Below are 12,755 nucleotides of genomic sequence, written 5' to 3' on the forward strand. Positions count from 1 at the left end.
TGTCAGCCGCGGTCGCGGGCCGCGCCACAATGGAGCAATGACCGAAAGCCCCGCCGGCCGCGTGAGCCCGGCCCCGCTCGCCGACCCGCACCTCGTCTTCGACCCCGTCGCGGGGGACGGGCCCAAGGACGTGGTGATCCTCGGCTCCACCGGCTCGATCGGCACCCAGGCCATCGACCTCGTCCTGCGCAACCCGGACCGCTTCCGTGTCACCGCCCTGTCCGCCGCGGGCGGCCGGGTCGAACTGCTCGCCGAGCAGGCCCACCGGCTGCGGGTGCACACGGTGGCCGTGGCCCGCGAGGACGTCGTCCCCGCGCTGCGCGAGGCGCTCGCCGCCCGGTACGGGGCGGGCGAGCCGCTCCCCGAGATCCTCGCCGGCCCGGACGCGGCCGCGCAGGTCGCCGCCTCCGACTGCCACACCGTCCTCAACGGCATCACCGGATCCATCGGCCTCGCGCCGACCCTCGCCGCCCTGGAGGCCGGCCGCACCCTCGCGCTGGCCAACAAGGAGTCGCTCATCGTCGGCGGCCCGCTGGTCAAGGCGCTCGCCAAGCCCGGGCAGATCATCCCGGTGGACTCCGAGCACGCGGCCCTCTTCCAGGCCCTGGCGGCCGGTACCCGGGCCGACGTGCGCAAGCTCGTCGTCACCGCCTCCGGCGGCCCCTTCCGCGGCCGGACCAAGGCGGAACTGGCGAACGTCACCGTCCAGGACGCCCTCGCCCACCCGACCTGGGCGATGGGCCCGGTGATCACGGTCAACTCCGCGACCCTCGTCAACAAGGGTCTCGAAGTCATCGAGGCGCACCTGCTGTACGACATTCCCTTCGACCGCATTGAGGTCGTCGTGCATCCCCAGTCGTATGTTCACTCGATGGTTGAGTTCACGGACGGATCCACCCTGGCCCAGGCGACGCCCCCCGACATGGGAGGGCCGATCGCCATCGGTCTTGGCTGGCCCGAACGGGTACCGGACGCGGCTCCCGCCTTCGACTGGAGCAAGGCTTCGACCTGGGAGTTCTTCCCGCTCGACGGTGAGGCCTTCCCCTCCGTCGGGCTCGCCCGGCACGTCGGGGAGCTCGCGGGCACGGCCCCGGCAGTGTTCAATGCGGCCAACGAGGAGTGCGTCGAAGCGTTCCTGAACGGCGCCCTGCCGTTCAACGGGATCATGGAGACGGTGACACGGGTGGTCGAGGAGCACGGCATGCCGCGCAAGGGAACTTCACTGACCGTGTCGGACGTCCTCGAAGCGGAGGCCTGGGCGCGAGCCAGGGCCGGGGAACTGACAGCACACACGACGACGGCGACCGCGGAGGCGCGTGCATGACGACCCTGATGATGATCCTCGGCATAGTCGTGTTCGCGGTCGGCCTGCTGGTCTCGATCGCCTGGCACGAGCTGGGGCATCTCTCCACGGCCAAGCTCTTCGGGATCCGCGTGCCGCAGTACATGGTCGGCTTCGGCCCGACCATCTGGTCGCGGAAGAAGGGCGAGACCGAGTACGGCGTCAAGGCCGTCCCGTTCGGCGGCTACATCCGCATGATCGGTATGTTCCCGCCGGGCGACGACGGCCGGATCTCGGCCCGCTCCACCTCGCCCTGGCGCGGCATGATCGAGGACGCCCGCTCCGCCGCCTTCGAGGAGCTCGAACCGGGGGACGAGACCCGCCTCTTCTACACGCGCAAGCCGTGGAAGAGGGTCATCGTGATGTTCGCGGGCCCCTTCATGAACCTGGTCCTGGCGGTGGCGCTGTTCCTCACCGTCCTGATGGGCTTCGGTATCTCCCAGCAGACCAACACCGTCAGCTCGGTCTCCCAGTGCGTCATCGCGCAGAGCCAGAACCGTGACACCTGCAAGGCCTCCGACGCGCCCTCCCCGGCCGCGGCGGCGGGCCTCAAGGCCGGCGACAAGATCGTCTCCTTCGACGGGGTACGGACGGACGACTGGAACCAGCTCTCCGACCTCATCCGCGCCACCCCCGGCAAGGACGTGCCGATCATCGTCGAGCGCGAGGGCCAGGAAGTCTCCCTGCACGCGAAGATCGCCACCAACCAGGTCGCCAAGAAGGACTCCAGCGGCCAGATCGTCGAGGGCCAGTACGTCACCGCGGGCTTCCTCGGTTTCAGCGCCGCCACCGGTGTCGTACGCCTGGACCTCGGCGAGTCCGTGACCTGGATGGGCGACCGGCTCGGCGAGGCCGTCGACTCCATCGCGAGCCTGCCCGGCAAGATCCCGGCCCTGTGGAACGCGGCCTTCGACGGCGCCCCGCGCGCCGCAGACTCCCCGATGGGCGTGGTCGGCGCGGCCCGCGTCGGCGGTGAGATCTTCACCCTCGACATCCCGCCGACCCAGCAGCTGGCGATGGCCCTGATGCTGGTCGCGGGCTTCAACCTCTCGTTGTTCCTGTTCAACATGCTCCCGTTGCTCCCGCTCGACGGCGGGCACATCGCGGGCGCGCTGTGGGAGTCGCTGCGCCGCCAGGCGGCGAAGGTGCTGCGCCGGCCGGACCCGGGCCCGTTCGACGTGGCGAAGCTGATGCCGGTGGCCTATGTGGTGGCCGGAATCTTCGTCTGCTTCACCATCCTGGTCCTCATCGCCGACGTGGTTAACCCCGTCAAAATTTCCTAGTCATGTGGCGTTCGTGACGGCCGGGGACCTTTGGTTCCCGGCCGTCATCCGTTGAGCGGGTTTGACCGGCGCGATGTGCCCGGGCTCGGGCGGGTGCCGTAATCTCGAAGGCCGGAGCCCGCTGAGCACGGGACCAGACCTTGATCCACGACTTGGGGTTGCACAGCAGATGACTGCGATTTCTCTCGGCATGCCGTCCGTTCCGACCAGGCTCGCCGAGCGCCGCAAGAGCCGGCAGATCCAGGTCGGGTCCGTCGCGGTGGGCGGGGACGCGCCGGTGTCGGTGCAGTCGATGACGACGACGCGGACGTCGGACATCGGGGCGACGTTGCAGCAGATCGCGGAGCTGACGGCGTCGGGGTGTCAGATCGTGCGGGTGGCGTGTCCGACGCAGGACGATGCGGACGCGCTGGCGACGATCGCGCGCAAGTCGCAGATCCCGGTGATCGCGGACATCCACTTCCAGCCGAAGTATGTGTTCGCGGCGATCGAGGCGGGCTGTGCGGCGGTGCGGGTGAACCCGGGCAACATCAAGCAGTTCGACGACAAGGTCAAGGAGATCGCGCGGGCGGCGAAGGACCACGGGACGCCGATCCGGATCGGGGTGAACGCGGGTTCGCTGGATCGTCGTCTGCTGCAGAAGTACGGGAAGGCGACGCCGGAGGCGCTGGCGGAGTCGGCGCTGTGGGAGGCGTCGCTGTTCGAGGAGCACGACTTCCGGGACATCAAGATCTCGGTCAAGCACAACGACCCGGTGATCATGGTCGAGGCGTACCGGCAGCTGGCGGCGCAGTGCGACTATCCGCTGCATCTGGGTGTGACGGAGGCGGGTCCGGCGTTCCAGGGCACGATCAAGTCGGCGGTGGCGTTCGGTGCGCTGTTGTCGCAGGGGATCGGGGACACGATCCGGGTGTCGCTGTCGGCTCCGCCGGTGGAGGAGGTCAAGGTCGGTATCCAGATCCTGGAGTCGCTGAACCTCAGGCAGCGTGGTCTGGAGATCGTGTCGTGTCCGTCGTGCGGGCGTGCGCAGGTGGATGTGTACAAGCTGGCCGAGGAGGTCACGGCGGGGCTGGAGGGCATGGAGGTCCCGCTGCGGGTCGCGGTCATGGGTTGTGTGGTGAACGGTCCGGGTGAGGCGCGTGAGGCCGACCTGGGTGTGGCGTCCGGCAACGGCAAGGGTCAGATCTTCGTCAAGGGCGAGGTCATCAAGACCGTCCCCGAGTCCAAGATCGTGGAGACCCTGATCGAGGAGGCGATGAAGATCGCCGAGCAGATGGAGGCGGACGGGATCGCCTCGGGCGAGCCCTCGGTCTCCGTCGCGGGCTGAACAACGAACGGCCGGGCCCCGGAGCAGCCGCCGGGGGCCCGGCCGACGCACACCATCGGGCTCCCGCCCGTACCGCCGGGCTTCCGTCCGTACCGCCGGGCTTCCGTCCGTACCGCCGGGCTTCCGTCCGTACCGCCGGGCTTCCGTCCGTACCGCCGGGCTTCCGTCCGTACCGCCGGGCTTCCGCCCGTAGCTTCGGCCGACGCCGTACCCGTAGCTGTACCCGTACCGCCGGGCTCCCCGCCGACCGTCGGTCCGCCGTACCGCCGGGCTCCCCGCCGACCGTCGGTCCGCCGTACCGCCGGGCTCCCCGCCGACCGTCGGTCCGCCGTACCGCCGGGTTCCCCGCCGTGCCCCGCTCGGCTCGGGTCCTTGCCTCGGCCGGGGCGTGACGGCCCGGAGGAACCGGCCCGCGGCGGCCGCATTCGGCGGGCCCGGCCCCGCCGCCGTACCGTGCTCCGCGCACTCGGCCGTCCCGTGGGGCGGCGCGCCACATTTTCGGCAGGTACAGTGCGGAGATCAGCAGACCCCAGTGTGAGGCCCCGCGCTTGTTGACCCAGACCACCTCACGGGTACTCGAACCGAGCGACCTGGACGCCGCCCTCGCCGTCCTCGACCGCGACCCGGTCACGAACGCCTTCGTGACCTCCCGGGTCCAGGTCGCGGGACTCGACCCCTGGCGTCTCGGCGGCGAGATGTGGGGCTGGTACGAGGACGGCATGCTGACGTCCCTGTGCTACGCGGGCGCCAACCTCGTCCCGATCTGCGCCACCCCCCGCGCCGTCCGCGCCTTCGCGGACCGGGCGCGCCGGGCCGGCCGCCGCTGCTCCTCCATCGTCGGCCCCGCCGAGCCCACCGCACAGCTGTGGCGGCTGCTCGAACCCAGTTGGGGCCCGGCCCGCGAGATCCGCGCCCACCAGCCGCTCATGGTCACCGACCGGATGCCCGACGACGTCGCCCCGGACCCGTACGTCCGCCGCGTCCGCAAGGACGAGATGGAGACGATCATGCCGGCCTGCGTGGCGATGTTCACCGAGGAGGTCGGCATCTCCCCGATGGCCGGCGACGGCGGCCTGCTGTACCAGGCGCGGGTGGCGGAGCTCGTCGGATCCGGCCGTTCCTTCGCCCGCCTCGACGAGCACGGGAGGGTCGCCTTCAAGGCGGAGATCGGCGCGGCCACCCCCCGGGCCTGCCAGATCCAGGGGGTCTGGGTGGCCCCGGAGTACCGGGGGACCGGCCTGGCGGCGCCGGGCATGGCGGCCGTGCTGCGGTACGCGCTGGCCGATGTGGCCCCGGTCGTGAGCCTGTACGTGAACGACTTCAACACCCCGGCCAGGCGGACCTACCTGAAGGTGGGCTTCCGGGAGGTCGGCGCGTTCATGAGCATCCTGTTCTAGCCGCGGCGTTCCCCAGGGCACCTCGCCGAGCCGCTCCGTCCGTGACGGCCCCTGTAGTCTCCCCGGCATGCTGCGCATCCCCGGTCACGGACACCGCGATCCCGACGACATCGTGATCGGCCCGCTCGACCTGTCGGCCCGCGTCGACGACGCGCTCGCCGTGCAGGCCGTCGCGTTCGGGCTGGGCCCCGACGAGGTGGCAGTGCGGCGCCAGATCGTGCTGCGGCACATGGGCTACCCCGGAGCCCGGGCGCTGGGCGCGACCACCGCCGACGGCCGGCTCGCCGGGTTCGTCTACGGCATGCCCAACGACCGTAGCCACTGGTGGTCCACCGTCGTGGAGCCGTATCTGCGGGCCCAGGGGAGCGACTTCTGGCTCGACCACGCGTTCGTGATCACCGAGCTGCACGTCCATCCGCGCTACCAGAACCGCGGTGTCGGCCGCTCCCTGATCACCGCGATCACCGACACCGCGGCCGAGCCCCGCTCGATCCTCTCCGCGATCGACACCGAGAGCCCGGCCCGCGGTCTCTACCGTTCCCTCGGTTACGACGACCTGGCCCGGCAGGTCCTCTTCCCCAGCGCGCCGAAGCCGTACGCGGTGATGGGAGCCCCGCTGCCGCTCCTGCGCAGGCAGCCCAGCCCTTAACCGATTTCCACCGGGATGGACCGCCCGGCTAACCTCCTTACCATCACCCTCAGGCAGCAGGAGATACGAGAACCATGGCGAACGCACCGGTCCAGCGCATGTCGAATCTGATGGCGAAGACGCTGCGCGACGACCCGGCGGACGCCGAGGTCCTCAGCCACAAGCTCCTCGTCCGGGCCGGCTACGTCCGCCGTACGGCCGCCGGCGTCTGGACCTGGCTGCCGCTCGGCAAGCGGGTCCTGGCCAACGTCGAGCGGATCGTCCGCGAGGAGATGGACGCGATCGGCGCCCAGGAGGTGCTGCTCCCCGCCCTGCTGCCGCGCGAGCCGTACGACGCCACCGGCCGCTGGGACGAGTACGGCCCCGAGCTCTTCCGCCTCCAGGACCGCAAGGGCGGCGACTACCTCCTCGGCCCCACCCACGAGGAGATCTTCACGCTGATCGTGAAGGACCAGGCGACCTCGTACAAGGACCTGCCGGTCATCCTCTACCAGATCCAGACCAAGTTCCGTGACGAGGCCCGTCCGCGGGCCGGCATCCTGCGCGGCCGTGAGTTCCTGATGAAGGACTCCTACTCCTTCGACCTGGAGGACGAGGGCCTGGCGCAGTCGTACGCCCTGCACCGCCAGGCCTACCAGCGGATCTTCGAGCGCCTCGGCCTGGACTACCGGATCTGTGCCGCGACCGCGGGCGCGATGGGCGGCTCCAAGTCCGAGGAGTTCCTGGCCCCGGCCGCCGCCGGCGAGGACACCTTCGCCGACTGCCCGAACTGCGACTTCGCCGCCAACACCGAGGCGATCACGTACGAGCTCGCGCCCGTCGACGGCTCCGGCGTGCCGGCCGCCGAGGAGATCCCGACCCCCGACACCCCCACCATCGAGACGCTGGCCGCCTCGCTGGGTGTCCCGGCCTCCGCCACCCTGAAGAACCTGCTGGTGAAGGTCGACGGCGAGATCGTGGCCGTGGGTGTCCCCGGTGACCGGGAGGTCGACATGGGCAAGGTCGAGGCGCACTTCGCCCCGGCCGCCGTCGAACTGGTCACCGCCGACGACTTCGCGGACCGTGCCGACCTCGTCCGCGGCTATGTCGGCCCGCAGGGCCTGGAGAAGGTCACGTACATCGCCGACCCGCGCGTCGCCCCCGGCACGGCGTGGATCACCGGTGCCAACAAGGAGCACACGCACGCGAAGAACGTCGTCGCGGGCCGTGACTTCGAGGTCGACACGTACGTCGACGTCGTCGTCGTGCAGGAGGGCGACCCCTGCCCGAAGTGCGGCACCGGCCTCAAGCTGGACCGCGCCATCGAGATCGGTCACATCTTCCAGCTGGGCCGCAAGTACGCCGACGCCCTCAAGCTCGACGTCCTCGGCCAGCAGGGCAAGCCGGTCCGGGTGACCATGGGTTCCTACGGCGTCGGTGTCTCGCGCGCGGTCGCCGCCCTCGCCGAGCAGACCGCCGACGAGCAGGGTCTGTGCTGGCCGCGTGAGGTCGCGCCGGCCGATGTGCACGTCGTCGCCGCGGGCAAGGCCCTCCAGACCGAACTCGCCCTCGACGTGGCCGAGAAGCTCGCCTCCGCCGGTCTGCGCGTCCTGTGCGACGACCGGGCCGGGGTCTCCCCGGGGGTGAAGTTCACGGACGCCGAGCTCATCGGCGTACCGCAGATCCTGGTGGCGGGCCGGCGTTCCGCCGAGGGTGTCCTGGAGCTCAAGGACCGCAGGACCGGTGAGCGCGAGGAGCTGACGGTCGACGAGGCGATCGCCCGCCTGGTGAACTGACGACCGCCGGACGTGGCCCGACCGTGGCCCGACCGTGGGCCGTTCCCCTCCGCAGGACGTGACGCCTCGTCACTGCGGAGGGGAACGGCGGCCTGTCGACGACCCCGGCCGCCGCAGCGGCGCAATTCACCCTTGACAGCACACATCGCGTGCTCGTCGGGCTGTCGTCGACCGTCCGGTCGCCGCCCTGCACCGACTGGGGCACGGGCGGATCGACGAGGGATCAGCAGACCTCGGCCGTGAGGAGGCCGCAGGGGGCGAGCTCATGCGGGAGCTCCACCCGCATGCCGCAGAAGCATCGCAACAGGTTGCCCCGTGAAGCCGGAGCGCCCAGGTCGATCATGAGGATGTCTCGTACTTCCCGGAGCACATCACTCAACTGGAAGCCTCTGGCGACCCGGATGCTGACCTCGTCAGGGTCCCAGACTGCGATTTTTGGCAGATTGTCCGCCAATGAAATGTGGATGCACACAACTGTCTCCCCAGGGATGCACAACAACAGAAGTGATCCGCTCCGGGAGGTCAGCGGCTGACTGATGGTACCGACGGCTGCCGTGGCTGGGGGGAGTTTCGGTCATATTCATCTGCGGGGAGTGGATGGTCTTGCGCGCGGGCCGGCACATCGGTGTGTCGGGCCCGGAATCCCCGCATGATGCCGTTGACCTCAGGTAATACGACTAACCTGCAACATCGCCTCGGCGTCCTTCAGGAGCGCGCGCTGACGTGCCTCTGGCAATTGCCGGTACAACTTGAGGAGCCGTGCCTCCCGTTCGTCCCCGCTCGGACCGGGTGCGGGGCGGCCGACCGCCTCGAAGAACTCCCTGGGCGTGGTCCGCACACCCCAGCGTCGGAACACTTCGACCATGGCCCGAAGCTTCTCCGGGTCGATGCGGGAGGTGCCGCGGGTCCGGTTCATCCATGCGTTGAGGGTCGGATACGAGATGCCGGCTTCTGATGCCAGGTCCTTCTGGGTCTTGCCCGGAGCCTGCGCCAGAAGGCGTTCGAGGAGAGTTGCCAGGTCCACGTCCCGGCGCGCCGGATCGTCGCCGGCTTCTGGTTCTCCTGGGCGGCTCTGCTGGTTCGTCACGCCTCAGAGGATCGGTCATCAATATCTACAAGCGCAAGTAGATCGCAGACCGGCAATTCAGGCTCTTGGGGCACGCCGGAGCATTGGTGGCCCAGCCACCTATTAGTGCGCCCCCGTGCTCCCCCTATGGCGCCTCGCGGATTTACTGCCTCCCCTTGCGCTCCGTACATAACTTGACACTGTATGCATCTACGTGAAGACTGTAGATAACTTCGGAGGCGGGTCACCGACTCCCGGTGGGATGGGTGCCCGGCGCCCTTTCCGTGGGATCTGCAGGGCGTTTATCCGGCGCCCCTGTGCAGCGGAGTTGCAGGACGGCACGTGAAATACCCCAGGCACTTACGGCATCGGCCACCCTGCTCCGTCACGGAGCGGGGCGACCGGACGTTCGCTCGCCGAAGGAATCTACATCTACATGAATATTGAAGATGCGGAGAGCCTTCGCTCCGCACCGACGACGTCGACGGGAGTACCCACTGTGTCCGCACCGAACAACGTCACCCACGCTCCGGACGGTCCGGAGCCCGAATTGGTCGCCCGGGCCCGCGCGGGCGACCGGGAGGCGTTCGCCACGCTCTACTACGAGCACTACCGCCTGGTCTACAGCTTCCTGCTCATCCGCACCCGCAACAGGCACCTGGCCGAGGACCTGACGCAAGAGGTGTTCACCCGCGCGCTGCGCCGTATCGACGCGTTCACCTGGCAGGGCACGGCGTTCGCCGCCTGGCTGATCACCATTGCGAAGAACCTTTATCTGGACGAACTCGGCCGCGGCCGCACCCGGTTGGAGACCCCCGTCGCCGAGTTCCTGGACCCGCAGGAGCCCGGCCGCGGCCCTGAGTCGCTCGCCCTGCGCGAGCTGGAGGCCGTCGAGGCCCACGAGACCGTCCGCACCGCCCTGCACACGCTCAACGCCCAGCAGCGGCACTGCGTCCAACTGCGCTTCCTCGACGAGCTGACACCCCAGGAGACGGCCGTGGCGATGGGACGCAGTGTCGGTGCCGTGAAGGCCCTGACCCATCGGGCACTCCAGAAACTGCGCTGGACGGCCGGGGCGGTGGCAGTGTGAACAGAAACGTCCCCCACGCCGCGCGCGTGATCCGTACGGTGCTGGCGACCGTCCGCACCGAACAGGCGTCGGCCCTCGCGCACGCCCTCGACTCGGCCTGCCTCCTCGTCGACCCCGAGCGCTCCTTCGGCGTGGTGCTGTACCGGACGCCGGAAGGCGGCTGGTCGCGCAGCGGCCGGCCGGTCACCGAACTCGAACAGCAGGCCCTGAACTGGGACGCCGCCTGCGTTCGTGCGCAGCAGGTCGCACAGGACATCGAGCGGCATCTCGACGACCACCCCGGCCCCCACGCCATCCGGGTCGAGGGCGACCGGGTCCGGGTCCTGCTGCGCGTCGACGGCCCCGCCGAATGGGCGCGCTGGCGTACGTACTTCGGCATCACGGTCGTCGGCGAACGGACCGATCCCCACACGCTGACCGGTGAGGGAGAGTACGACGGCGTCCGGGTGACGGTGGTGGCGCTAGGTGCGTCCACGGCGCCGCAGGGGGCGACGGACGGCGAGGAGAAGCGGCCCTTCCGGATCGGCGAGACCCTCTACGACCTCGCCTTACCGCAGCGCGACGCGTACGGCGACATCTGGTACTTCCAGGGCCGTCGAAGAGGCGACGGGATGCCCCTGATGTCCCTCGACGGCCGGCCCGAGCGGTGCTCCCTCGCCAATGTGGTTGCGTACCTGGGGCCGTTGTCGCCGGTACGGGCCGACGACGAGGGCGTCACCGCGAACCCGGCACCGAACCCGCCGGGACTCCCCGAGGTGGCGGTGCTGCCCGAACCGGTGGCGCTGCCCCAGGCACCGGCGCAGGCGGCGGCGCCGCACACGGCCGTACCGCGAGTGCTGCCGAACCTGCCGGAACCGCGCGTCATGGCGGACGCGCAGGGAGCGTGGGCGGGATCGGACAGGCCGGCGATGTCGGCGGTGCCGGACCCGGGGACAGCGGCCGGGGCCGAGGCGCGGTCGTCGGTGACACCGGGGCCGTGGGCGGCGGCCGAACCGTCGCAGCCGGCGGAGCCCGAGGTGTGGTCGCGGGCCCAGGAGTCGTGGAAGGCGGACGTGCCCCGGGCGGGGGCGCTGCCGGAGGCGTCGGGGACCCGGTCGCCGGAGGCGGGGGCCTGGGTGGCGGCGGTGCCGAGGGCGGACGTACGGCCCGAGGCGCACGGACCGTGGGCGGCGTTGGACCTGCCCGCGGCGGGCCGGTGGTCGGACGTGCCACGGCCACGGGTGATGACGGACCTGCCCGACCCGCGGACCGTCCCGCACCCGCACGACGCGCGGGTGCACGCGCGGGCGGACGTGCGGACGGTCCCGAACCTGCCGGACCCGCGGACGACGTCGGACCGGCCGGCTCCGCACCCGCACCTGGCGGCGCAGCCGGAACCGCAGCCGGAGCCGCCGTCGGCACCGCAGTCCGAGCCGCCGTCGGAACCGGTGCGGCTGCCCGATCGGCCCCAGCCGTCCTGGGCCGAACCGCGCGAACCGCTCGTCCCGTCGGCTCCGGCGGCCGGTCCGGCGAGGCCGGCCCGATGAGTGCCGGTCGGTCGAGGGGGCCGACCGGCTCCGGAGGGGGAGCGGAGGGAACACGGGCCTGGGAGTCGAGCGCAGCCTGTCGCCACCAGGACGCGGAACTCTGGTTCTCCCGCCGCTCCTCGTCCAGGGCCGTGGCCATCTGCGCGACCTGCCCCGTGCTGGCCCACTGCCGGGCCGCCGTCCTCAAACGCGAGAAGGGACTGCCCAAGTGCCATCGCAGCGGTGTCATCGCCGGCCTGACCGGCCCTCAGCGCTATGCCCTGGAAAGGCAGTCGGACCCGGCGCGGCCACGGCCGTCCGTCGAAGTGACGGCCGGCCGCGCCCCGGTCGGTGCACGGCGAGGGCAGCCCGCCCCCTGCGGGACCCGGGCGGCCTACCAACGGCACCTGCGCCTGCGCGAGACCGTCGACGAGGCCTGCCGCCTCGCCAATGCGCGCAGCGCCGGCCGGTACCGGCGCACCGGCTCCACCCGTGGCTGGAACGAAGACGCCCGGGGCCGCGACCGTGTACCGGACGCGGCCGGGACTCCCGGCAGTCCGCCCCGGAAGTGATCCCTCGTTCACCGCCACCGGAGTACTTCATGTCCGCACCTTCGACGGGCCCGCTGCCCGAAGAGCCCGTGGCCGGCGGCTTCCGCGCCCGCCGCTTTCGAGCCGACCGTCCCGCCGGCCGCACGGCCGCCCTGCTCCGTTTCCTCAGGCCGCGCGGGCGCGCCTCCCGGCAGGAGACCGAGCCACCGGAGCACCCTTCCGTCGATCTGGACAGCTGCCGACAGGAGCTGGCCCGCTGGCAGCACCACGCCGACTCCTTCGAGCGGGAGCTGAGCCGCGTCGCCTCCGAACGCGCGCACCTCCTCGCCTGGCTGGCGGCGCTGCATCCGTCGAGCGCGGTCATCACCCCGGCCGTCGGCATCGGCGGGGACGGCACACACCTGCTGCGGCTCGTGGCCGGGGAGCGGCAGTTGTCCTGGCACCTTCTCCCCAAGGACCTACCGCTGTTCGGGCACGTCCCGTACACCGAGCGCAGCACGGGACCGCTGCGACGGGACGGCCCCGGCGCCCTGGAGCAGGCCGCGCACATCCGCAGTCACACCAGACTGCTGGCCATCGAGGGAACCCTGTTCGCCGTCCCCGTCGAGAAAGAGGCGTCGGCGCGGCCCGCCGAGCACTGACACCGCCGCACGGGACGGCCCTCGGGCCCCCGCGGAACTCCGGTTGGCAGGCTCGGGAGGCACGTCGGCCGGACCAGCGCTCCCCTGCGGGAGACCTCCAGCAGGGGAGCGCTGCCCCGCCGCCAACTC

At 71.0% G+C, this 12,755-nt stretch carries 11 protein-coding genes; 10 read left to right on the forward strand and 1 reads right to left on the reverse strand.

Going from position 1 to position 12,755, the window contains the following annotated elements:
- Nucleotides 1-37: 37 nt before the first annotated feature.
- From dxr to ACZ7OY_RS40320, 6 genes are all read left to right on the forward strand, one after another.
- Nucleotides 38-1,324: a 1-deoxy-D-xylulose-5-phosphate reductoisomerase gene (gene dxr, locus ACZ7OY_RS40295; RefSeq protein ID WP_472250524.1), complete on the forward strand. Its 1,287-nt coding sequence runs from the start codon at nucleotides 38-40 to the stop codon at nucleotides 1,322-1,324.
- Between the two features lie 8 nt (nucleotides 1,325-1,332).
- Entirely contained in the window at nucleotides 1,333-2,625 is a 1,293-nt protein-coding gene (locus ACZ7OY_RS40300; protein WP_472250550.1) for a M50 family metallopeptidase, read from the forward strand.
- A 169-nt stretch (nucleotides 2,626-2,794) separates the two neighbouring features.
- Nucleotides 2,795-3,952, forward strand: a complete 1,158-nt coding sequence (gene ispG, locus ACZ7OY_RS40305; protein WP_472250525.1) for a flavodoxin-dependent (E)-4-hydroxy-3-methylbut-2-enyl-diphosphate synthase — start codon at nucleotides 2,795-2,797, stop codon at nucleotides 3,950-3,952.
- A 548-nt stretch (nucleotides 3,953-4,500) separates the two neighbouring features.
- Nucleotides 4,501-5,349, forward strand: coding sequence for a GNAT family N-acetyltransferase (locus tag ACZ7OY_RS40310; protein WP_472250526.1), 849 nt, complete (start codon nucleotides 4,501-4,503; stop codon nucleotides 5,347-5,349).
- A 67-nt stretch (nucleotides 5,350-5,416) separates the two neighbouring features.
- Complete coding sequence (locus tag ACZ7OY_RS40315; RefSeq protein ID WP_472250527.1) at nucleotides 5,417-5,998, forward strand: GNAT family N-acetyltransferase; 582 nt, start codon at nucleotides 5,417-5,419, stop codon at nucleotides 5,996-5,998.
- Nucleotides 5,999-6,072: 74 nt separating this feature from the next.
- Complete coding sequence (locus tag ACZ7OY_RS40320; RefSeq protein WP_472250528.1) at nucleotides 6,073-7,773, forward strand: proline--tRNA ligase; 1,701 nt, start codon at nucleotides 6,073-6,075, stop codon at nucleotides 7,771-7,773.
- Nucleotides 7,774-8,437: 664 nt separating this feature from the next.
- Here ACZ7OY_RS40320 and ACZ7OY_RS40325 read toward each other — a convergent pair.
- Complete coding sequence (locus ACZ7OY_RS40325; RefSeq protein ID WP_385535204.1) at nucleotides 8,438-8,860, reverse strand: helix-turn-helix domain-containing protein; 423 nt, start codon at nucleotides 8,858-8,860, stop codon at nucleotides 8,438-8,440.
- Between the two features lie 478 nt (nucleotides 8,861-9,338).
- Here ACZ7OY_RS40325 and ACZ7OY_RS40330 point away from each other — a divergent pair, with 478 nt between their 5' ends.
- From ACZ7OY_RS40330 to ACZ7OY_RS40345, 4 genes are read left to right on the forward strand one after another with little or no spacing between them, the layout of a single operon-like run.
- A complete protein-coding gene (locus tag ACZ7OY_RS40330) occupies nucleotides 9,339-9,929 on the forward strand; it encodes a sigma-70 family RNA polymerase sigma factor (RefSeq protein WP_384732902.1) in 591 nt (196 codons plus the stop codon).
- Nucleotides 9,926-11,455, forward strand: coding sequence for a BN159_2729 family protein (locus tag ACZ7OY_RS40335; RefSeq protein ID WP_472250529.1), 1,530 nt, complete (start codon nucleotides 9,926-9,928; stop codon nucleotides 11,453-11,455). Before ACZ7OY_RS40330 ends, ACZ7OY_RS40335 begins: the two co-directional genes overlap by 4 nt.
- On the forward strand, nucleotides 11,452-12,006 hold the full coding sequence (locus ACZ7OY_RS40340; protein ID WP_472250530.1) for a WhiB family transcriptional regulator: 555 nt from the start codon (nucleotides 11,452-11,454) through the stop codon (nucleotides 12,004-12,006). Before ACZ7OY_RS40335 ends, ACZ7OY_RS40340 begins: the two co-directional genes overlap by 4 nt.
- A gap of 29 nt (nucleotides 12,007-12,035) precedes the next feature.
- The gene (locus ACZ7OY_RS40345; RefSeq protein WP_472250531.1) at nucleotides 12,036-12,626 is read left to right on the forward strand and encodes a hypothetical protein; all 591 of its coding nucleotides are present in this window, start codon (nucleotides 12,036-12,038) and stop codon (nucleotides 12,624-12,626) included.
- Nucleotides 12,627-12,755: the final 129 nt, after the last annotated feature.

The organism is Streptomyces sp. NPDC107559 (assembly GCF_055657365.1).

Excerpts from the sequence above, each read along its gene's own strand:
- ACZ7OY_RS40320 (WP_472250528.1), top strand. The coding sequence starts at position 6,073 with ATGGCGAACGCACCGGTCCAGCGCATGTCGAATCTGATGGCGAAGACG.
- ACZ7OY_RS40340 (WP_472250530.1), top strand. The coding sequence starts at position 11,452 with ATGAGTGCCGGTCGGTCGAGGGGGCCGACCGGCTCCGGAGGGGGAGCG.
- ispG (WP_472250525.1), top strand. The coding sequence starts at position 2,795 with ATGACTGCGATTTCTCTCGGCATGCCGTCCGTTCCGACCAGGCTCGCC.
- ACZ7OY_RS40300 (WP_472250550.1), top strand. The coding sequence starts at position 1,333 with ATGATGATCCTCGGCATAGTCGTGTTCGCGGTCGGCCTGCTGGTCTCG.
- ACZ7OY_RS40345 (WP_472250531.1), top strand. The coding sequence starts at position 12,036 with ATGTCCGCACCTTCGACGGGCCCGCTGCCCGAAGAGCCCGTGGCCGGC.
- dxr (WP_472250524.1), top strand. The coding sequence starts at position 38 with ATGACCGAAAGCCCCGCCGGCCGCGTGAGCCCGGCCCCGCTCGCCGAC.
- ACZ7OY_RS40315 (WP_472250527.1), top strand. The coding sequence starts at position 5,417 with ATGCTGCGCATCCCCGGTCACGGACACCGCGATCCCGACGACATCGTG.